At 52.7% G+C, this 20,807-nt stretch carries 21 protein-coding genes and 1 other RNA gene; 13 read left to right on the top strand and 9 right to left on the bottom strand.

Going from position 1 to position 20,807, the window contains the following annotated elements; all coding sequences use genetic code 11:
* Window positions 1-219: 219 nt before the first annotated feature.
* Window positions 220-562, bottom strand: an RNA gene (gene rnpB, locus ACT53C_RS05900) — RNase P RNA component class A.
* A gap of 61 nt (window positions 563-623) precedes the next feature.
* On the opposite strand from rnpB, the gene ung reads away from it, so the two are divergent.
* On the top strand, window positions 624-1,316 hold the full coding sequence (gene ung / locus ACT53C_RS05905) for a uracil-DNA glycosylase (protein ID WP_476145253.1): 693 nt from the start codon (window positions 624-626) through the stop codon (window positions 1,314-1,316).
* On the opposite strand, the gene pyrC is transcribed toward ung, so the two are convergent.
* Complete coding sequence (gene pyrC / locus ACT53C_RS05910) at window positions 1,313-2,347, bottom strand: dihydroorotase (RefSeq protein ID WP_338656356.1); 1,035 nt, start codon at window positions 2,345-2,347, stop codon at window positions 1,313-1,315. The genes ung and pyrC overlap by 4 nt on opposite strands.
* A 12-nt stretch (window positions 2,348-2,359) precedes the next feature.
* Entirely contained in the window at window positions 2,360-3,217 is an 858-nt protein-coding gene (rsmI, locus tag ACT53C_RS05915) for a 16S rRNA (cytidine(1402)-2'-O)-methyltransferase (RefSeq protein WP_476145254.1), read from the bottom strand.
* 92 nt (window positions 3,218-3,309) lie between these two features.
* On the opposite strand from rsmI, the gene ACT53C_RS05920 reads away from it, so the two are divergent.
* From ACT53C_RS05920 to ACT53C_RS05930, 3 genes are all read left to right on the top strand, one after another.
* Entirely contained in the window at window positions 3,310-3,666 is a 357-nt protein-coding gene (locus ACT53C_RS05920; RefSeq protein ID WP_476145255.1) for a YraN family protein, read from the top strand.
* Window positions 3,667-3,746: 80 nt separating this feature from the next.
* Entirely contained in the window at window positions 3,747-4,316 is a 570-nt protein-coding gene (locus ACT53C_RS05925; RefSeq protein WP_476145256.1) for a BON domain-containing protein, read from the top strand.
* Between the two features lie 125 nt (window positions 4,317-4,441).
* Window positions 4,442-4,729 (top strand): DUF3579 domain-containing protein, encoded by a 288-nt coding sequence (locus tag ACT53C_RS05930; RefSeq protein WP_194749175.1) that lies wholly within the window; start codon window positions 4,442-4,444, stop codon window positions 4,727-4,729.
* A 1-nt stretch (window position 4,730) separates the two neighbouring features.
* Here the strand turns inward: ACT53C_RS05930 and ACT53C_RS05935 are convergent, their stop codons facing one another.
* Window positions 4,731-5,231, bottom strand: a complete 501-nt coding sequence (locus ACT53C_RS05935) for a TlpA family protein disulfide reductase (protein ID WP_476145257.1) — start codon at window positions 5,229-5,231, stop codon at window positions 4,731-4,733.
* Window positions 5,232-5,500: 269 nt separating this feature from the next.
* On the opposite strand from ACT53C_RS05935, the gene trxA reads away from it, so the two are divergent.
* The 4 genes from trxA to ACT53C_RS05955 all read left to right on the top strand — a co-directional run bounded on the left by trxA (window position 5,501) and on the right by ACT53C_RS05955 (window position 9,282).
* Complete coding sequence (gene trxA / locus ACT53C_RS05940; protein WP_194749174.1) at window positions 5,501-5,827, top strand: thioredoxin TrxA; 327 nt, start codon at window positions 5,501-5,503, stop codon at window positions 5,825-5,827.
* An 81-nt stretch (window positions 5,828-5,908) separates the two neighbouring features.
* The gene (rho, locus tag ACT53C_RS05945; protein WP_194749173.1) at window positions 5,909-7,168 is read left to right on the top strand and encodes a transcription termination factor Rho; all 1,260 of its coding nucleotides are present in this window, start codon (window positions 5,909-5,911) and stop codon (window positions 7,166-7,168) included.
* Between the two features lie 103 nt (window positions 7,169-7,271).
* The gene (gene rpmE, locus ACT53C_RS05950; RefSeq protein WP_018987393.1) at window positions 7,272-7,472 is read left to right on the top strand and encodes a 50S ribosomal protein L31; all 201 of its coding nucleotides are present in this window, start codon (window positions 7,272-7,274) and stop codon (window positions 7,470-7,472) included.
* A gap of 124 nt (window positions 7,473-7,596) precedes the next feature.
* Window positions 7,597-9,282: an ArnT family glycosyltransferase gene (locus tag ACT53C_RS05955; RefSeq protein ID WP_194749172.1), complete on the top strand. Its 1,686-nt coding sequence runs from the start codon at window positions 7,597-7,599 to the stop codon at window positions 9,280-9,282.
* Between the two features lie 42 nt (window positions 9,283-9,324).
* On the opposite strand, the gene ACT53C_RS05960 is transcribed toward ACT53C_RS05955, so the two are convergent.
* The 5 genes from ACT53C_RS05960 to ACT53C_RS05980 are packed head-to-tail and all read right to left on the bottom strand — an operon-like array spanning window position 9,325 to window position 15,427.
* Window positions 9,325-9,522 (bottom strand): formate dehydrogenase subunit delta, encoded by a 198-nt coding sequence (locus ACT53C_RS05960; RefSeq protein ID WP_275356542.1) that lies wholly within the window; start codon window positions 9,520-9,522, stop codon window positions 9,325-9,327.
* A gap of 55 nt (window positions 9,523-9,577) precedes the next feature.
* The gene (gene fdhD, locus ACT53C_RS05965; RefSeq protein ID WP_476145258.1) at window positions 9,578-10,480 is read right to left on the bottom strand and encodes a formate dehydrogenase accessory sulfurtransferase FdhD; all 903 of its coding nucleotides are present in this window, start codon (window positions 10,478-10,480) and stop codon (window positions 9,578-9,580) included.
* The gene (gene fdhF, locus ACT53C_RS05970; RefSeq protein ID WP_476145259.1) at window positions 10,480-13,371 is read right to left on the bottom strand and encodes a formate dehydrogenase subunit alpha; all 2,892 of its coding nucleotides are present in this window, start codon (window positions 13,369-13,371) and stop codon (window positions 10,480-10,482) included. Before fdhF ends, fdhD begins: the two co-directional genes overlap by 1 nt.
* Before the next feature lie 18 nt (window positions 13,372-13,389).
* Window positions 13,390-14,955, bottom strand: coding sequence for a formate dehydrogenase beta subunit (locus tag ACT53C_RS05975; protein WP_476145260.1), 1,566 nt, complete (start codon window positions 14,953-14,955; stop codon window positions 13,390-13,392).
* Window positions 14,948-15,427, bottom strand: coding sequence for a formate dehydrogenase subunit gamma (locus ACT53C_RS05980; protein ID WP_476145261.1), 480 nt, complete (start codon window positions 15,425-15,427; stop codon window positions 14,948-14,950). Before ACT53C_RS05980 ends, ACT53C_RS05975 begins: the two co-directional genes overlap by 8 nt.
* Before the next feature lie 131 nt (window positions 15,428-15,558).
* Between ACT53C_RS05980 and moaA the strand changes: the two genes are divergently transcribed.
* The 5 genes from moaA to ACT53C_RS06005 all read left to right on the top strand — a co-directional run bounded on the left by moaA (window position 15,559) and on the right by ACT53C_RS06005 (window position 20,772).
* Window positions 15,559-16,569, top strand: a complete 1,011-nt coding sequence (gene moaA / locus ACT53C_RS05985; protein WP_476145262.1) for a GTP 3',8-cyclase MoaA — start codon at window positions 15,559-15,561, stop codon at window positions 16,567-16,569.
* Window positions 16,569-17,147, top strand: coding sequence for a molybdenum cofactor guanylyltransferase MobA (gene mobA, locus ACT53C_RS05990; RefSeq protein ID WP_476145263.1), 579 nt, complete (start codon window positions 16,569-16,571; stop codon window positions 17,145-17,147). The genes moaA and mobA overlap by 1 nt, the downstream gene beginning before the upstream one ends.
* Window positions 17,144-18,412 (top strand): molybdopterin molybdotransferase MoeA, encoded by a 1,269-nt coding sequence (gene moeA / locus ACT53C_RS05995; protein WP_476145264.1) that lies wholly within the window; start codon window positions 17,144-17,146, stop codon window positions 18,410-18,412. Before mobA ends, moeA begins: the two co-directional genes overlap by 4 nt.
* Window positions 18,413-18,501: 89 nt before the next feature.
* Window positions 18,502-19,284, top strand: a complete 783-nt coding sequence (locus ACT53C_RS06000) for an energy transducer TonB (RefSeq protein ID WP_476145265.1) — start codon at window positions 18,502-18,504, stop codon at window positions 19,282-19,284.
* A 6-nt stretch (window positions 19,285-19,290) separates the two neighbouring features.
* Window positions 19,291-20,772 (top strand): sensor histidine kinase, encoded by a 1,482-nt coding sequence (locus tag ACT53C_RS06005; protein WP_476145266.1) that lies wholly within the window; start codon window positions 19,291-19,293, stop codon window positions 20,770-20,772.
* Window positions 20,773-20,807 lie beyond the last annotated feature (35 nt).

The following is a 20,807-nucleotide window of genomic DNA, read 5'->3' on the forward strand; positions in this document are numbered from 1 at the left end:
GCGAACATCCTCCCGTAGAACTGAAAGGAATATCAACCCGTTGCAGAGACTCTACTATATTGTTGATTTAAGCGCCTTAATCTGCGTCAGGAAGAGCCCCGTCGATGGCCCCGCATGCTTTAACAGCCCCCGGCACATGACAAATTGAGGGAGGGATGGGTGAGGTGGCCTGATATCCAGCCAGGGAAGCGACCACTTGGAAAGTGGTCGTGTAATAAAAAGTAAAGCCAACCGGTAAGCCGGGTTCTGTAACTACTTGCGTAGCTGACAGTCATTCCTCTAGGCGTGCAATTACTTACACGCTCAAGCTATCTACCCGCTGGCAGCGCGAGCCACGCCTTATTACTTGCGTAAAATGCCAGCCTATTTGATATTGCTGCAGATGGAGGTTACCGCGTTTCACATCCACCTCACTAAAGAGGCTTACTCGTCTCTGTGGCCCTATTCCTCGCCTTATACTGTTGTCAGCTTTCAGCGTACGGCCGTTAGCCGTCATCCCGCTCTGTGCAGCCCGGACTTTCCTCCCCCTGTTTGCACAGGCGGCGACTGTCTGGTTGGCTTCAACGCTATTTTACCATGCCTGAACGAACACCCTATAATGTGCGGAATTATCCTGGACTTGAATGCTCATGACCTCAACAGAAAAACCCGGCCAACTGGACCCGACCTGGCAAGCCGTGCTTGGCGCAGAATTCGAACAGCCTTATATGCACTCGCTCAAGGCTTTTTTGCAACAGGAAAAAGCGGCCGGTAAAACCATTTTCCCGCCAGGCCCCCTGATTTTTAATGCCTTTAATCACACGCCCTTCGATAAAGTACGCGTGGTGATTATCGGCCAGGACCCATACCATGGGCCGGGGCAAGCCCATGGCCTAAGCTTCTCCGTGCCTGCAGGCGTGGCACCCCCACCTTCACTCATGAATATTTTTAAAGAGATTGAAGCCGATCTTGGGGTGCGCATGAGTGGGAGTGGCGACCTGACACCTTGGGCCGATCAAGGGGTGCTGTTACTGAATGCCACCCTGACGGTGCAAATGGCCAATGCCGGTTCGCACCAGAACCGTGGCTGGGAGCAGTTTACTGATGCGGCGATTGCTGCATTGAATGCACAGCGGACAGGCCTGGTGTTTGTGCTGTGGGGCAGCTACGCACAAAAGAAAGGGGCCATGATAGACCCCAATAAACATCTGGTTTTAAAATCGGTGCACCCTTCACCACTCTCGGCGCACCGTGGTTTTTTTGGCAATCACCAGTTTTCCAAAATCAATGCCTATCTGGCTGCACAGGGCCAAGCGCCGATCAACTGGCAACTTTAAACCAGCTTCCATGCCACAGTCTGCCCGGCGCGCAAGGGCACCAGCGCATCATCCGCAAAAGGAATGCTCTCAGGCACCAGCCAGCTTTGTTTGTGCAAGGTCACCTGAGTAGTATTGCGTGGCAGATGGTAAAAATCCGGGCCATAAAAGCTGGCAAAACCTTCGAGCTTATCCAGCGCGCCTGCTTCTTCAAAGGCTTCGGCGTATAGCTCAATCGCCGCATGCGCGGTATACATGCCTGCGCAGCCACAGCTAGCTTCTTTGGCAGATTTTGGATGTGGTGCGCTGTCTGTCCCCAAAAAGAATTTGGGCGAACCGGAGGTCGCGGCTTTGACCAGTGCGGCGCGATGCGTTTCGCGCTTGAGCACCGGCAGGCAGTAATGATGCGGACGGATACCACCAGTAAACATGGCGTTGCGGTTCATCAGCAAATGATGGGCGGTGATGGTGGCGGCCAGATTGGCTGGTCCGGCCGCCACAAACTCGGCGGCGTCTTGCGTGGTGATATGCTCAAACACCACTTTAAGGCCAGGAAAATCCTTGAGCAGCGGTTGCAAATGGCGCTCGATAAATACTTTTTCACGGTCAAACACATCGACATCGCCATCGGTGACTTCACCGTGTATCAGCAAGGGCATGCCCTGCTTTTCCATCTCGGCCAAGGCGGCTGCACATTTTTGCAGGCTGGTCACGCCTGAGTCACTGTTGGTCGTAGCGCCCGCCGGATACAGTTTGACCGCATGCACCACCCCAGATTGACGTGCCGCAGCGATTTCACTGGCAGGCGTATTATCTGTGAGGTAAAGCGTCATCAGGGGCTCGAACACCATGCCCGCTGGCAAGGCTTGTTTAATGCGCTGATAGTAAGCCAGCGCGGCCTCGGCGGTGGTCACAGGTGGCCGCAAGTTAGGCATCACGATGGCGCGTGCAAACTGTTTAGCCGTATCCGGCAAAACTGCTTTCAAGCCTTCGCCATCTCTAAGATGCAAATGCCAGTCATCGGGACGGGTGAGGGTAATTTTGGTTGTCATGCATTCATACCTTTATTCATGAGTATTGGCGGCCTTAAACGCCAGCGCCGCTTCATAGAGTTCATTTTTTTTCTGGCCAGTGATATCAGTTGCCAGTGCCACCGCCTGCTTGAGGGGCAACTCCTGTAACAGGCGTTGCAGTATCCTTAATGTTTCCTCATCCAGACCCTCGGCTTTTTCCTGCACATCAGCATGTAGCAGCAAGACAAACTCGCCACGTTGCTGGTTGGGGTCTGCCTGCAACCAGGCGACCGCTTCGGCCAAGCCACAGGTGTGTATGGTCTCGAAGGTCTTGGTCAGCTCGCGCGCCAGCGTCAGCTGACGGTGACCACCCAGCACAGCGGCCAGGTCAGTGACACACTCCACAATACGGTGCGGTGCCTCATAAAAAACCAGCGTGGTTGGCAGCGTTTTCAATATCTCTAACCGCTTGCGCCGCTGCGAGCCACTGGCGGGCAAAAAACCCTCAAAGTAAAAACCGGGCTGTGCGATGCCTGCGGCCGACAATGCCGTAATGACAGCGCTCACGCCTGGAATCGGCACCACCGCCAATCCTGCCTGCCTCACCGCATGTACTACCAGCGCACCAGGATCACTGACAGCAGGTGTACCGGCATCGGTCACCAGAGCAATCGACTCCCCCGCCTGCAGACGCTTGATCAAGCCTTGTGCCGATTGCTGCTCGTTGTGTTCATGCACCGCCAGTAAAGGCTTGCTGATGCCCAAATGCCTTAACAACCCCACCGTATGCCGGGTATCTTCTGCGGCAATCGCATCCACCAGCTGCAATGTGCTGATTGCGCGCTGCGTCATATCGCCCAGATTGCCGATAGGCGTCGCAACTACATATAATGTGCCTGACTGTGTCATCGCGCTATTTTATGCCATCGCAGGCAATTCGCTAAGTTGTTTCATTGCGTATTCAACAACCCAAATGCAGGCATTATTCTGGTGAGAACCCTATGAAGCTGAATCAAAACAATCAGGGATTGGCTGCGGAACAAGCCGCTGCGCGTTTTCTGCAACAGCAGGGCCTCACTCTGGTGACACAAAATTACAGCTGCCGCTATGGCGAAATTGACCTCATCATGCACGAAAAGAACACGCTGGTGTTTGTAGAAGTGCGCTTGCGCAGCAACCGGGCATTTACCAGTGCGGCCGACAGTATTCACTATCACAAGCAGCAAAAACTGCTACGCGCCGCGCAGTATTACCTGCAAAGCCTTGACCGCCAGCCGCCATGCCGGTTTGATGCCATTCTGTTTGACAACAGCCGCTACCAATCGCCAGAATGGATTCGTAATGCAATCGACACATAAAAAGCGTAGAATTTTATGCTTGAATGCCTGTCACATTAGCTCATCCGTTTGTTTCACCTAAGTCATCACAAGGAATTCTCATGACAAAAAAACTCTCACTGATCGCATTGGTATTATTAACCGTGCAATTGACAGGCTGCTTCCCGGCGGTCGTTGGCGGTGCCGCAGTCGGTGGCTCAATGGCGGCAGACCGTCGCACCTCAGGCATTTATGTTGAAGACGAGAATATTGAACTCAAAACGATGAAGCGCATGTCGCAATATATGGATAAAGCTTCACATATCAATGTGACCAGCTATAACCGCATCGTGTTGCTGACTGGCGAAGTGCCTAACGCCGGACAACAAACCCAGGCTGAAACGCTGACCCGCGAAATCTCAAACGTACGCAGCATACACAATGCCTTAACCATAGGCTTTGCCTCTTCTATCAGTGACCGCACCAATGATGCTTACATCACCACCAAGGTCAAAGCCCGTTTTGTCAGCGAAAATCTGTTTCCGGCCAATGTCGTTAAAGTCGTGACCGAAGCCGGTGTGGTTTACCTGATGGGCATCGTTTCTGAAAAAGAGGCCAATGATGCCGTCGAAATCGCCAGAAGCACCGAAGGCGTGAGCAAGGTGGTCAAAGTTTTCGAATATACCAACTAAGGATAGGCGGCATCAGTCGCGATGCGCAAACATTGCAGTCCTTCTGTGAGGTTTTTATGCATCCCAGTGCTCGTACTGATAACGCTTACCCCTGACTATTAATTTGTATTTTTTAAGGAATCCGCATGGAAACTCAGGAAATTATTATTCAAGGCATCACACTGGCGGGGAAACCTTTCCGCCCGAGCGACTGGGTAGACCGTATGTGCAGCACCTATGCCAGCTTTGGCGTTGACAAGAAGCTGCGCTACTCGCCCTATTTGAAACCCAAACTGGTCAACAATGTACGCAGCCTGTCTGTGGATATGAAGCTTAAAGACGTGAATCCGGCTGGCTTTGAGCAGCTGATGCAGTTTGCAAAAGAGAACCAGTTGAGCGTGATCAACCCAGCCGGCGAAGCAGTCAACATTTAGACTAGGGCTTTACGGGGACATTAAACGCGGATTCCTTGAGTAACTGCTCTAACCAGGCGCGACTCAACGCGCCGCGTTTAACTTGATACAAGCGGCCATCTGGCGCATAAATATAGGTGGTGGGCAAAACTTCAGGCTTGTGAGCCGTCGGCTTTTGCGCCTCACCGAGCACCACCGGATAAGAAATCAGCATATCATCGGCATACTTCTTGACTGAGGCCACAGACTCATACTGGACCGCCACCCCGAGCACCATCACGTTTTGATTAACATGGGCATCATAAAACGTCACCAGTTCAGGCATTTCTTCAAGACAGGGCGGACACCAGGGGGCCCAGTAATTCACCACCAGCCAACGCCCCTTGTAATGGGAAAGCTGATGTTTATGACCAGCCATATCCTGCATCACCCAGTCCTTGGTTGCCTCCTGCGCCTGGGTCTCGCTCATGCTTGATAATAGCCATAGACTCAGCCATCCGATGCGCAACATGTTAAATAACATCAAGCCCTCTTGTTTTTAATGAAGATACGCCGCATTTACAAACAATAATGCAGGGAAAAACTTGATTATGCTTGAAAACTGTTGCTATACTAGCTGCAATCTTTTTAGTAATTTCAGTTTTCAGCAAATTACTCATTCAAAAACAATTGATTCAACTGATTCAAATAACGTTTAGCCTAAACAATATTTAGTCAAACACATTCAGAATTTTTCTGTTGATACCCTGTCTACTATTGACTTACATCCTTCACCAATCTTAAGAGGCAATAATGAGCGACAACATTACCCATTTAAGCGACGCCAGCTTTGAACAAGAAGTATTGCAATCCACGATTCCGGTACTGGTTGATTACTGGGCAGAATGGTGCGGACCTTGCAAGATGATTGCGCCGATTTTGGATGAGATCAGCAAAGAGTATGCGGGTCGCCTGAAAGTTGCCAAGCTCAACATTGATGACAACCAGAACACACCGCCTAAATATGGTATCCGTGGCATTCCTACACTGATGTTATTCAAAAACGGCAATGTTGAAGCCACCAAAGTGGGCGCCTTGTCCAAATCTCAACTCAGCGCGTTCATCGACAGCAACATCTAACTTCTTTACCCGGTTTCAACGTCTGCGAAACCGGGTTTCCTTTTCAATCTCTCAGATGTTTTTCAATCTTGCGAGTTATTCATGCACCTATCCGACCTTAAACACCTTCCTGTGACCGAACTGGTCGAAATGGCGATCGCCAACGACATTGAAAATGCGAGCCGTATGCGCAAGCAGGATCTCATTTTTGCCATCCTTAAAAACAAGGCAAAAAAGGGCGACAGCATTTTTGGTGATGGCACGCTGGAAGTGTTGCCTGACGGATTTGGCTTTTTGCGCTCACCCGATACCTCCTACCTGGCAGGTCCCGACGACATTTACGTCTCCCCTTCACAGATTCGCCGCTTCAACCTGCACACAGGTGATAGCATTCAAGGTGAAATCCGCACGCCTAAAGAAGGCGAACGTTACTTTGCGCTGGTCAAGGTAGACAGCGTCAATGCCGAGGCGCCCGAAAATACCAAACACAAGATTCTGTTTGAGAACCTGACCCCGCTATTCCCGACCATCCCACTGACGCTGGAACGCGATATCCGCGGTGAAGAGAACATCACCAGCCGTGTGATCGACATGATTGCACCTATTGGTAAAGGTCAGCGCGCCTTGCTGGTCGCCAGTCCGAAAAGCGGTAAAACGGTCATGCTGCAAAATATTGCACACGCGATTACGGCTAACCATCCTGACTGTATTCTGATTGTGTTGCTGATCGACGAGCGCCCGGAAGAAGTGACCGAGATGACCCGCTCAGTGCGTGGCGAAGTGGTGGCTTCAACCTTTGACGAACCTGCCACCCGCCACGTACAAGTGGCTGAAATGGTGCTGGAAAAAGCCAAACGCCTGGTTGAGCACAAAAAAGATGTCGTCATTCTGCTCGACTCCATCACGCGTTTGGCGCGTGCGTACAACACGGTGATCCCATCTTCCGGCAAGGTCTTGACTGGTGGTGTGGACGCCAATGCCCTGCAAAAACCCAAGCGCTTCTTTGGTGCAGCACGTAACGTCGAAGAAGGCGGTTCGCTGACCATCATCGCCACGGCGCTGGTTGATACCGGCTCACGCATGGACGATGTGATCTACGAAGAATTCAAGGGCACCGGCAACATGGAAATCCATCTGGATAGACGCATGGCCGAGAAACGTACTTATCCGGCGATCAACGTCAACAAGTCCGGCACCCGCCGCGAAGAACTGTTGCTGGATAAAGATGTGTTGCAGAAAATCTGGGTATTGCGCAAATTGCTCTACCCCATGGACGACCTCGAGGCGATGGAGTTCTTGCTTGATAAAATCAAGGCAACCAAGAGCAACAACGACTTTTTTGACAGTATGCGTCGCGGCTAATGCTGCCAACGATACAAATATTTTTGAGATTGTGCTTGATAAAGCAGACGAATTCATAGATAATCGCGCGTTTACTGCAACTGCTTAAGATTAGAGAGAAAGCATGAAAGCTGATATTCACCCAAATTACCCGGAAATCAACGTCACATGTAGCTGTGGCAACAAATTTAAAACCCGTTCTACTAACGGTAAAGACTTGAACATTGAAGTCTGTTCACAGTGCCACCCGTTCTACACTGGTAAACAGAAGATCGTGGACACCGCTGGTCGCGTTGAGAAATTCCGCCAAAAATACGGCATGTAATTTCGGCGAAGATCGTCCAGAAAGGCAGCATGGCTGCCTTTTTTGTTTTAATCTATAGGCATTAAGCTTGAGCTGAATGATCTGTTCTTGTTAAGGGCGTTTACTTCGCGATCTGTATTCCACCATGCAGTTTTACATTGACCACGACTGGCAAGAAAACATGGCTACCCCGCGCGCCAAGGTCGGTGAGCGGGCAAAAACACATTTGCTGATCCTGCTCTGTGCCATCTGGTTGTGCGTGGGTCTGATAGGGCATTCACCCTGGAAGCCGTTCGAGTCGCAGACGGCCAGTATCGTCCAAAGCCTGTTTGAACATCCGTTCCTGTCCATGCAAAGCTGGACCGAAGGCTACTGGATTGCGCCAGTATCGGCAGGCCACCCTGCCCTGGAAACCCCGCCCTTGTTTTACTGGGTCGCAACTGGTTTTGCGCATCTGCTCTCCCCATTTTTACCTATACATGATGCAGCCCGACTGAGCGTTGGTGTCTGGATGTTGCTGACACTGATCATGATGGGCTTAAGTGGGCGGGAGCTGTGGAACTTTGGTGTTGGCAGACAAACCAATTTCATTTTCATAGGTTGCCTGGGGTTGGTGGTGAGCGCACACACCATGATGCCGGCCGTGGCGGCCTTGAGTGGCATCACCATGGCGTTTTACGCCCTGGCACTCGTCATCCGCAAGCCATTACGTGCTGCAGGCTTGCTAGGGGCAGGCTTGCTGATCTCATTTCTGGCGGGTGGCGTATTGCCTGCACTCACCATTATCGGAACGACGGCTTGCCTGCTGCTATTGCCTGCCATTCGTCAACATCGTGCACAATCCCAGGCCTTACTGGCAGGCGTGCTGCTTGCAGTGCCTGGCATCTGGCTGTGGTGCTCGCTATGCCAGCAATGGGCCCCCGAACTTTGGCAGACCTGGTGGCAATCGCAATGGCAAGTGCAACTCCCGACAAAGCATGCTTACTTTGTCCGCACCCTGGCCTGGTATGCCTGGCCAGCACTCCCTTTTGCCATGTGGGGCGTTTGGCGCTTTCGCCAGAGCGTGCTGAGCACCTACCGCTTTCAATTGGGACTGATCTTTTTTACCGTAGCCTTTGTACTGATCGGCTTTTATAGCGACCGCAGTGAAGTGAATGCCTTGCCCTTGCTAGTCCCGCTGACCGTGCTGGCAGCTGGCAGCATAGAAACGCTCAAACGTGGCGCAGCGGGTGCCTTAAACTGGTTTGGATTGATCTTGTTTGGCCTGTTGATTGCCATTGCCTGGCTGGGTTGGTGGGCCATGCTCAATGGCACCCCCGTCAAACTGTATCAGCGTCTGAGCTACCTGTCAGGCCTGCAAATGATTCCATTCAGCCTGCTCTACGGTGCGATTGCGGTAGCCGTGACGCTGATCTGGTTATCTATTGTCTTGCGTTCCAAACACTCCAACCGATCCAGCGCCACGAACTGGGCCATCGGCATGACCTGTGCCTGGACCGTATTCATGAGTCTCTGGCTCCCCATGATAGAAGCGGCGCGCACCTATCAGCCCCTGTTTGAAGACTTGCGCAAGCATTTGCCCACGCATTACCAATGTATTTATGCGCAAAACATAGGCAGCTCGCAAGAAGAGTTATTGCACTATCATGCCAAGATACGCCTGCAAACCCAGGCGACTGCAAAACCGGCAGACTGTGATTTGTACCTGATTGAAGACCAGCCTGGAAAACGCCACGTGTTGCCCGGGGATGAATGGCGCGTCATTTGGGAGGGGGAGCAGACCCGCCAGAATCGCGAGTCTTTCAGATTATTACAGCGACACCACAAGTAATACAGAAAACGGCGACCAGACCTTCAGGTCACCCTGTTCACTTCAAGACAATTTTACATATTGCTGCACGGCCGCAATCACTTGCGGATGCAAGCCTTGCCCCTGATGCTGCTGCACATGGCTAACCAGGCTGTTGATCATGACCGAATTCCAGAATTTTTTCAGGTGGCTGGCAATTTCACGCTGCGCTTCCTCAGCATCAGGATTTGCCTCAAAAAAATCGCCAATCTGATTAGCCATTTTAATTAACTTTTCGACATCCATCTCTCTACACGCTTTCCAGTGACTATCCGGCTTAGCTTGTTTGGCCAAGCTCACCACTATACACAACACATTGGCCTGCTCTGGCAAAGCCAACCAGTAAAAAACCATATTCCTTGGCCAGGTTGACGGCGAGGGCGGTGGGCGCAGACATGGCCACCAACACCTGACCACCGGCCATCGCCACTTTCTGTACCATTTCGTAACTGGCGCGACTGGTCGTCAGCACCCAATGATCCAGCCAGCATGCAGGCCAGTCGACTTGCTGGCGCAACAAGCAACCGATCAGTTTATCCAGCGCATTATGCCTGCCGACATCTTCCCGCACGCACACAATATTGCCCTGTTTGTCGGCAAGTGCTGTGGCATGCGTTGCGCCTGTCATCTGTTGCAGTGGCTGCTGTGATTGCAAGCCAGCCAGCGCGGTGGCTATCACGGCCGCATCCAGTCTGGTGGGCGCTGATGCCGTCCTGTCAGGATGCTTGAATACTTGTTGCAAACTTTCTGCACCGCATAAGCCACAACCCGTGCGGCCAGTCAGATTACGGCGCTGCGCCTTAAGCAAAACAAATTGTTCTGTGGCTAATTCTATGTGCAGCTCAATGCCTTGTAATTGACCATCGTCATCCTCAATCGCTTTAGCCTCTACACCGTAAATCTGCTTGCGCGCAGTAATAATGCCTTCGGTAAACGAAAAGCCATAGGCAAAATCTTCGAGGTCTGCCGGCGTGGCCATCATCACCACATGCGATATCCCGTTGTACACAAACGCAATCGGGACTTCTTGCGCCAAGGCGTCGGCGACCACTGTCACTTCGCCCTGGCGCCAGCGCGTCACCGCCAGCGTCGTGACTGCCTGCTCAGCAGACTGCACCGGCATTTCCTGATAGGCTGACAGGCGACATTGTGCCTCAGCCTCCTTAATGGCCTCGCTCATCAGGAAACAACCGTCTGCGGATCCATGCCGGACAACTCAATCTGGGTATCGCTGAATGAACGATATTGTTTCTGCCAATCAGACAACTGGTTCACCTTGGACACCTGTACTGCCGTGACCTTGTACTCTGGGCAATTGGTCGCCCAATCCGAGTTGTCGGTGGTAATGACATTGGCACCGGACTCAGGATGGTGGAAGGTGGTATAGACCACGCCAGGTTGTACCCGCTCGGTAATCTTGGCGCGCAACACGGTCTGCCCGGCGCGGCTGGTAATCCCCACCCAATCGCCTTCAACAATCCCGCGATCCTCAGCATCGTGCGGATGAATTTCGATCACATCCTCATGATGCCAAACCACGTTTTGTGTGCGTCGAGTTTGTGCACCCACATTGTATTGCGACAGGATACGGCCGGTGGTCAGGATCAATGGGTATTTCTGGTTGACGCGCTCGGTGGTGGGCACATATTGAGTAACAAAGAACTTGCCCTTGCCACGCACAAACGCATCCACATGCATGGTAGGCGTCCCCTCTGGCGCCTCGTCATTGCAGGGCCACTGGATACTGCCCAACTCGTCCAGTTTCTTGAAGCTGACCCCAGCAAATGTAGGGGTCAAGGCGGCGATTTCATCCATGATCTCGCTGGCATGGGCGTAATGCATGGGGTAACCCAAGGCGGTTGAGAATCTGGCAGTAATCTCCCAATCTTCCATCCCATTCTTGGGGGTCATGACTTTACGCACCGGGGAAATGCGGCGTTCGGCATTGGTAAAGGTCCCGTTTTTCTCAAGGAAGGACGCGCCCGGGAAGAATACATGCGCGAATTTGGCAGTTTCGTTCAGGAACAAGTCCTGCACAATCACACATTCCATATTCTCCAGTGCATGGGTCACGTGTTGTGTGTCAGGGTCTGACTGGGCAATATCCTCACCCACACAATACACTGCTTTAAAACTGCCTTCAGCGGCCAAGTCCAGCATATTGGGAATACGCAGCCCGGGGTCAGCGCTCAGTTTAACGCCCCATGCCTGCTCGAACTGCGCCCGAGTTTCATCATCAGACACATGACGGTAGCCAGGGAACTCATGCGGCATGGATCCCATGTCACAAGAGCCTTGTACATTGTTTTGACCACGCAAGGGATTCACACCCACACCTTCACGCCCGACATTGCCGGTTGCCATCGCCAGGTTGGCTATGCCCATCACCGTGGTCGAACCTTGACTGTGCTCGGTGACCCCTAACCCGTAGTAAATTGCCGCATTGCCGCCGGTGGCATACAAGCGTGCAGCTTCTCTCACCTCGTTGGCAGGCACGCCCAATTCTTTTTCCAATGCTTCTGGAGAGTTTTCAGGCTTGGCAGCAAAATCACGCCAGGCCACATAAGAATCCCATTCGCAGCGCGCTTTAACAAAGTCCTCTTGCACCAACCCTTCAGTCACAATCACATGTGAAATGGCTGAAATCATGGCCACATTGGTCCCAGGCCGCAGCTTGAGATGGTAGTCGGCACGAATATGGGGAGAATTAGCAACCAGGTCGATTTCACGTGGATCGACGATAATCAACTTGGCCCCTTCACGCAGACGGCGTTTCATCATTGAGCCAAACACCGGGTGACCATCGGTAGGGTTGGCCCCCATGACGAAAATCACATCTGATTTCATCACGGAATCGAAGGTCTGTGTACCTGCGGACTCCCCCAGGGTTTGCTTGAGGCCATAGCCAGTCGGGCTGTGGCACACACGGGCACAGGTATCGACGTTATTCACGCCAAACACGGCGCGGATCAGTTTTTGTGTGACATAGACTTCTTCATTGGTGCAACGACTGGAAGTAATTCCGCCCACAGCTTCTTTGCCATAGGTTTGCTGGATACGCTGAATTTCACTGGCGGCATAATTAATTGCCTCATCCCAGCTCACTTTTTGCCAGGGATCATGAATACTCTTGCGTATCATGGGCGTGGTAATGCGATCCGCATGCGTCGCATAGCCCCAGGCAAAGCGGCCTTTGACGCAGCTGTGACCATGGTTGGCGCCGCCTGCTTTGCTCGGCGTCATGCGGACAACCTGCTCACCTTTCATTTCTGCATCAAAACTGCAACCAACGCCGCAATAGGCACAAGTTGTTGTCACTTTGTGCTCAGGCGTGCCTGCCTCAATCACGGTTTTTTCCATCAATGTGGCGGTCGGACAGGCTTGCACACACGCACCACAGGAGACACATTCGGACTCCAGAAAGTCTTTGTTGCCTGCAGAAACCTTGCTGTCAAAGCCGCGACCTTGAATGGTCAAGGCAAAGGTGCCCTGTGTTTCTTCACAAGCCCGCACGCAACGTGAACAGACAATACATTTGGAAGGATCAAAGGTGAAGTAGGGATTGGACTCATCTTTGACTTGGCCCAGATGGTTTTCGCCTTCGTAGCCATAGCGGACTTCGCGCAAACCAACCGCACCTGCCATGTCCTGCAACTCGCAATCCCCATTGGCGCCACAGGTCAGGCAATCCAGCGGATGGTCAGAAATATATAACTCCATGACGCCCCGGCGCACATCCGCCAATTTAGGGGTTTGCGTCTTCACCTTAAGCCCGGGGGCGACTGGCGTCGTGCAAGAGGCCGGATAGCCGCGACGGCCTTCGATCTCGACCAGACAAAGACGGCAGGAACCAAACGGCTCCAGGGAATCGGTAGCACAGAGCTTGGGCACGGTGACGCCGCCCAACTGCGCCGCATGCATGATAGAACTGCCCTCGGGCACAGTAACATCCACCCCATCGATATTGAGGGTCACCATCACTGCGCTGTCTGATTTTGGGGTACCGTAATCCTTGTCTGGGTCATACTTGAGGGATTGCGGCTGCGAAGAGGAATACTTGATATCGTCCATAATAATGTCCTTTGCTGCCTAGGCTGCAGCCTCTTTACCACTTAATCCAAAGTCTTCAGGGAAATGGTTCAATGCGCTCAAGACCGGGTAAGGCGTCATCCCACCCAAGGCGCACAGAGAACCGTTAAGCATGGTGTCAGACAAATCACGCAACAAATGCACTTGCTTGGCGCGATTGTTGCCCAGCATAATCTTGTCCATCACCTCTACGCCACGGGTAGAGCCGATCCGGCATGGCGTACATTTGCCGCAGCTTTCCTCGGCGCAAAACTCAAAGGCGTAGCGTGCCATTTTCGCCATATCGACACTGTCATCAAAAGCAACGATGCCGCCGTGACCGAGTACCGCCCAGATTTTGCCAAACTCTTCATAATCCAGTGGCGTATCAAACTGACTCTCTGGTAAATAGGCCCCTAGCGGGCCGCCGACTTGCACGGCGCGAATCGGCCGCCCAGTCGCTGAACCACCACCATAGTCGTAGAGCAATTCGCGCAAGGTCGCACCAAATGCCAGCTCGACTAGGCCGGTGTGTTTTAAATTGCCCGCCAGCTGGATAGGCAAGGTGCCACGTGAACGCCCCATGCCGTAATCCGCATAGTATTGCGCACCCTTATCCAGAATAATCGGTACGGTAGCCAGCGAGATCACGTTATTGACAATGGTCGGCTTGCCAAACAAGCCTTCAATGGCGGGCAATGGCGGCTTGAAGCGCACCAGCCCTCGCTTGCCTTCCAGGCTTTCGAGTAAAGAAGTCTCTTCGCCACACACATAAGCGCCTGCCGCACGGCGGACCTCCAGGTGAAACGTACGGCCTGAGCCCTGAATATTCTCGCCCAGATACCCGGCAAGATTGGCCTTGCGGATCGCCTCATTCAGTGTTTTCAAGGCATGTGGATATTCACTGCGCAAATAGATATAGCCCTGCGTTGCGCCGACCGCAATGCCGGCGATGGTCATGCCTTCAATCAGCACAAACGGATCGTCTTCCATGATCATGCGGTCAGAATAGGTGCCGGAATCGCCCTCATCCGCATTACAGACGACGTATTTTTGTTCAGCGGGCGCATTGAGCACGGTATTCCACTTGATGCCGGTCGGAAAAGCGGCACCACCCCGGCCACGCAAGCCTGAGTCCGTCACTGCTTTGACTATGTCAGCGCCGGACATGGTCAGCGCATTTTTGAGTCCTTGATAGCCATCATGCGCGAGGTAGTCCTCAAGAGACAAGGGGGCAGTGATCCCCACCCGGGCAAAGGTCAGTCGTTGCTGTTTTTTGAGCCAGGCCAGCTCTTCAGTCAAGCCGAGATATAAGGGATGAGCTTTCGCCTGGTCTGCCAAGGGCTGGGTAAACCCTGCATCAAACAAGCCTGCGATGTCTGCGGGCGACACTGGGCCAAACGCGACGCGCCCTTGCGCACTCTCTACTTCTACCAGAGGTTCCAGCCAGAACAGGCCACGAGAGCCATTACGCACCAGCGTAATGTTCAGGCCACGCGCCTGAGCTTCGTGGATGATTTTTTTCGCGGTACGCTCAGCACCCAAAGACAGTGCTGTCGAGTCGATTGGGACATAGATCTTAACCATGACATACCTCGGCAATCAGTTCAGTCACTTTTTGCGTATTCATGCGGCCATAGACCTCTTCATCGAGCATGATGGCGGGGGAACAGCCGCAATTACCCAGACAATAGACCGGGAGCAAGGTCAGTGTGCCGTCAGCGGTGGTTTGATGATAGTCCACGCCTAGCCTGGCTTTTAATTCGGCTTCAAGCTTCTCGGAACCCATGGCCTGGCAGGATTCCGCGCGGCAGACTTGCAATACATGCTTGCCGACCGGATGTGTACGGAAATGATGATAGAAACTCACCACGCCGTGCACCTCGGCCACCGAGAGCGCCAGGGCTTTGGCAATGTCAGGATAGACGGTTTCCGGCACATAGCCAATATCATCCTGAATCGCATGTAGCAGAGGCATTAAGCCGCCCGGTACATGCTGGTGTGCTTGAATATGCGCTTGAATTTGCGCATGCTGTTCATGGCTTAATGTGTTATCCAAACCGACCTCACATCTTAACGAGTTACAATTCAGTTACATTCTATCACCCTGGCATCATATCCTCTATTTATGCCTTGTTAAAGCAAAAAAAGGGCATAAAATGCTGATTACTTTAAATTTTAATGATTGCAATGCATACGCCAGCCACTCTGCCCACCCAATTGATCGACCAGTTTGGCCGACAGGTGGACTACATACGCCTGTCGATTACTGACCGCTGCGATTTCCGCTGCCAATACTGCATGGCAGAGGACATGACGTTTTTGCCCCGTCACGAGGTCATGTCACTGGAAGAGTGTGCACGCTTGGTTAAATTGTTTGTCCGTATGGGCGTGCGTAAAGTTCGCATCACTGGCGGCGAACCGCTGGTACGCAAAAATGCACTGTGGCTGTTTGAGGAAATTGGACATTTGCCCGGTCTGGAGGAGTGTGTCATTACCACCAATGGCAGCCAACTGGATAAATACGCGCAGGCATTGAAGGCGGCAGGCGTCAAACGCATCAATATTTCCATCGACAGCTTGCAGGCTGACCGCTTCAAGGCGATCACCCGGGTAGGTGAGTTATCCAAAGTGCTGGGCGGTCTTGAAGCAGCCATCGCTGTCGGCTTTGAAAATATAAAGCTCAATTCGGTATTGATGCGCGGCATCAATGACGATGAAGCCGAAGCCCTGGTGAACTTCGCCATTCAAAAACGCATAGATATCAGCTTTATTGAAGAGATGCCCTTGGGCGAAGTGGCGCACGACCGTGAACAGAGCTGCGTCAGCAATAAAGACACCCTGGCATTACTTAAAAGTAAGTTCTCACTGACGCCAAGTACCCATCAAACAGGCGGCCCCGCGCGCTACTGGCAGGTCAATGGCCAAGCGACCAGAATCGGCTTTATTTCACCGCATAGCCACAATTTTTGTGAAAATTGCAATCGGGTACGCATTACCTGCCAGGGAGAATTGTTTTTATGCCTGGGCCAGGACCATCAGGTGAATTTATTACCGCTATTGCGTGCGCATCCCGACGATGACCAGCCCCTGGTAGAAGCAATTTTGCACGGCATGCACATCAAACCCAAAGGCCATGACTTTGATTTACAGCGTGCAGGACCCGCTGTGATCCGTTTTATGTCGCACACAGGTGGTTAATGCAGATTACCGCAGTGATTCTTGCCGGGGGGCGTGGCTTGCGCATGGGGGGCGTGGACAAAGGCCTGGTGGATTACCAGGGCAAACCTCTGGTCGCGCATGTGCTGGAGCGCATCCAGCCGCAAGTGAATCATGTCATCATCAATGCCAACCGCCATCTGGACGAGTACCAGCGTTTTGGCATCCCTGTGGTCGCCGATGCCAATGACCAATTTGACGGGCCTTTGGCAGGCATGCAAGCAGGGATGCATCATGCCAGCACCGAGTGGATTGTGAGTGTCCCCTGCGATTCGCCGCTGCTGCCGCTGGATCTGGTCAGTCGCCTCAAGACTGCGCTGGAACAAACACAACACCTGCACAAGCAAGCCAATGGGCTGGCCATTGCACGCAGCCAGAGTGGAACACACCCCGTTTTCTGCCTGATGCCACGCGCCCTGCGCGAGGATTTGGATCATTTTCTCGAGCAAGGCCAGCGCAAAGTGAGCGCATGGCAAGCGCAACATCCACATGTATTCGTGAGCTTTGAAGATGAGCAAGCGTTTACTAACATTAATGAACAGCCATCATCATCGCTATGAACCAGACACCAGATTTATTACGTCAATTGGCCCACGATCCGGCGGGCGCAGAGGATTATGACCCCAATGCCATGTCGGTATCGCAAGCGCGACAATACATTCAACAATTCCTGACGCCTGTGCAACAGACCGAACGCCTTTCGATTAAACAAGCCTTGGGACGGGTGCTCGCCAGCCCTATCGCCTCTACACTCAATGTGCCAGGTCACAACAATTCAGCCATGGATGGCTTTGCTTTCAGGCTCGCTGAAGCCTCGCAGCCATTGCGTATCGTCGGCACGGCGTTTGCCGGCAAGCCTTTTAACGGCACGATTCCTGCGGGTGGCTGTATCAAAATCATGACCGGGGCAGTGATTCCGGCAGACGCTGACACCGTCGTGATGCAAGAGCATGCAACAGTGACCGGCGAGCATGTCAACATCCAAAAATTGCCTGGCAAAGGCGCCAATATTCGCCTAATGGGTGAAGACATCGCTATCGGACAAACCGTCCTTGCTACTGGCCACACGTTGCAACCGGCAGATATGGGCTTGCTCGCCTCGCTGGGTGTCGCAGAAATTGAGGTTTACCGGCGTCTTAAAGTGGCCTTTTTTACCACGGGCGATGAACTGGTTAGCGTCGGCCAGCCCTTGCAAGCAGGACAAATTTACGACAGTAACCGCTATAGCCTGTGGGGCATGTTGCAAGCCCTGGGCGCAGAGGTCGAGGACCTGGGCAATATTGCCGACAATCCCCAAGCCTTGGAGCACACCCTATTGCAAGCCGCCGCCCGCTTTGATGTGGTTATCACCAGTGGCGGTGTGTCCGTGGGGGAAGCGGACTTCATGAAACAACTGCTCGCCACCCATGGTCAGGTGCTGTTCTGGAAAATCAACATGAAGCCAGGGCGACCACTGGCCTATGGCAAGCTGGGACAAGCGCATTATTTTGGCTTGCCCGGCAATCCGGTCGCCACGATGGTAACGTTTTACCAGTTTGTGCAAACGGCGTTAAAAACCTTGATGGGAAGCCATGAGCGCGCACAACCTTCCTTCAAGGTTGCGTGCGTGAGCCCGATTAAAAAGGCCGCAGGTCGTACCGAGTTTCAGCGCGGTATCCTGTTTAAGGACGGTGCAGACTGGAAGGTAAAAACCACAGGCGAGCAGGGCTCCGGTATTTTAAGTAGCATGAGTCAGGCCAATTGCTTTATCTTGCTCGATGAAGCCTCAGGGCCGCTACCCGCAGGCAGTTGGGTTGAAGTACAACCTTTCACCGGCATTTTCTAAGGCATCCTTGTATCTGCAAGCTGGCAAGAAGATTCAAAAATAGCTTATAGTGTCGGCTTGCGTTGGGGGTCATCAAAAGGGATATTGGCGTGCAAGCCGTTTTAAAAGAAACAAAACAATTCAGTCATTTATTAGAGTGGTGCCTGATTGCCTCACTCCTGATACATGCCTTGATCATGTTTACCCTACCCAAACCTGATTACGACCTGCCGCCCCCAAACAAGCAAGAAATTCGGATTGAGCTGGTCAAACCAGAACCACCCGCGGTCACGCCCGCGCCACCTGCACCAGCAGAACCTGAAGTGGTCAAACCCACCCCTCCCAAACCGCAGCCACAGCCTCCAAAGCTAGAACCCAAGCCCGTTGAGCAAAAACCGGTGACGCCGCAAAAACCGTCGCCTATGCCAGAGCAAGCGGTAGAAACGCCCCGCCCCGTAGTGGAATCACCAGCCCCGGCTGTGATTGCCGCCAAGCCCAGCGTCAGTGAAACCAAGTCTGAAGTCGTGGTGCCGCCCCCCGCCCCCCCTGCGCCACCAGAACCAGTCAAAGCCTCTGGGCCCAGCGAAGGGGATATTGACGCCGCGCGTAATGCGTTTAGAAGTGCGGCGCATCGTGAGCTGAAGAAAAACCAGCGCTACCCGCGGATTGCGCAAGACAGAGGCATAGAGGGCGATGTCAAATTAAGCATCAGCATTGACGATCATGGCAATATCACCAATATCGAAGTCTTAGAGTCCAGCGGCAACAAAGCCATTGATGACGCAGCCTTGGCGGCAGCGCAAAAATCGCAGCTGAAACCCCATTTTCATGAAATACTACGTGGCAGAATCAATAACATTATTGTCACGGTCAGCTTCAAACTGTCCAGTTAGGTGCACATGCTGTTCAAGCGCAAGCAGACAAGCCCCTCTCCCCATTGGCAACATGTCAAGCCGCTGCGCTTATTATTGCTGTTTCATGACATCTATTTTATTGCACTGATCGTCCTCGCCGTCGCCAGTGGCGCTTATGGCATCTATTTGTGGGACAAAGCCTCCAAACAATCCCAGCGCATCAATGTCGTGATCCAGGAAATCTACCTGGTACGTGGCGACCTTTACCGGCAAATGAAAGAGTTGTTTGATGCATTTTTTTTGCAAGAGACGAATGCGCTCAATGAATACAACCAATACACCACGTCGATTCTGATCCATATGGAGCGCCTGCAGTCGATCGCGCTGGACCAGGAAGAACGTGATGCCTTGATGGAGATTGAGCACAAATACCGCAACCTGGTGAATGAAGCACCTGCGCTGTTCTATCGTTACCAGAACAATCCCGACCGTAATGCCCAGAAGTCGATTTATCAGGATATTGAAACCGGCATCTTCAAGCATTATGAAGAGGTGTCCAAGCGCGCAGAACGCCTGCTCATGATCAAGCAAGGTGAGATCAAGCACAGGTTGGATGAAGCCAGAAGTAACTCCATTGCCGTTTTGTCTTTGCCGCTGTTACTGGCTTGCGTGCTGATTGTCTATTCCAGACGCATTCTCAAAGAGTCTATCGTGCGCCCGATAAATGACATTATGCAAGCCACCAATGCCATCAGTGGCGGCAGCCTCACCCATCAGGTGCCAGAAGCTGGCGCCGAGGAGCTGGCGATGCTGTCACGCGAAATCAATAAAATGGCCGAAGACCTGGCCGCCAGCCGCGATGCCCTGGTCAAGAGCGAGAAACAGGCGGCACTTGGCCTGTTGGTGCCTATGCTGGCGCATAACATCCGCAATCCCCTGGCGAGTATCCGCGCTACTGCGCAGGTCATCGATGACCCGCAGCTGGACAAGGACACCATGGAGTCGATTCAAGGCATTATCCATACCGTAGACCGGCTTGAGCGCTGGACCGGCAGCCTGTTGTCTTATCTTCATCCGATCAAGCCTATGCTCAATCAGCTGCGGCTATCCAATATCGTTCAAGGTGCGGTCACTACCTTGCATCCCAAACTGAATGAAAAGCAGATCAGGCTGCAAGAAAACAGTGACACTGTGCAACAATTGATTTTGACCGACGAGCATTTACTGGAACAAATGCTATACAACCTGCTTCTAAACGCGACAGAGGCTTCTCCCAAAGGCGCCGAGATTCAGCTGCAATGTGTGCTACATGATCACTTGCTAACCCTGGTGATTATCGACCAGGGGCCAGGCATGCCGTTCAAGCCTGATCCGCATGCACTGACACCGGGCCCCACCACCAAACGGTTCGGCACGGGTCTCGGCATTCCTTTTGCATTTAAAGTTTGCGAAGAGCTCGGCGGGAGCATGTCTTTTGAAAGTGGCGCAGGCACAGGTACCCGCATTACTATCTTATTACCGCAATAATCATCCACCTCTCGTGAGATGCTTGATCGCAGGCG

This window comes from Methylophilus sp. DMC14, from assembly GCF_056314085.1.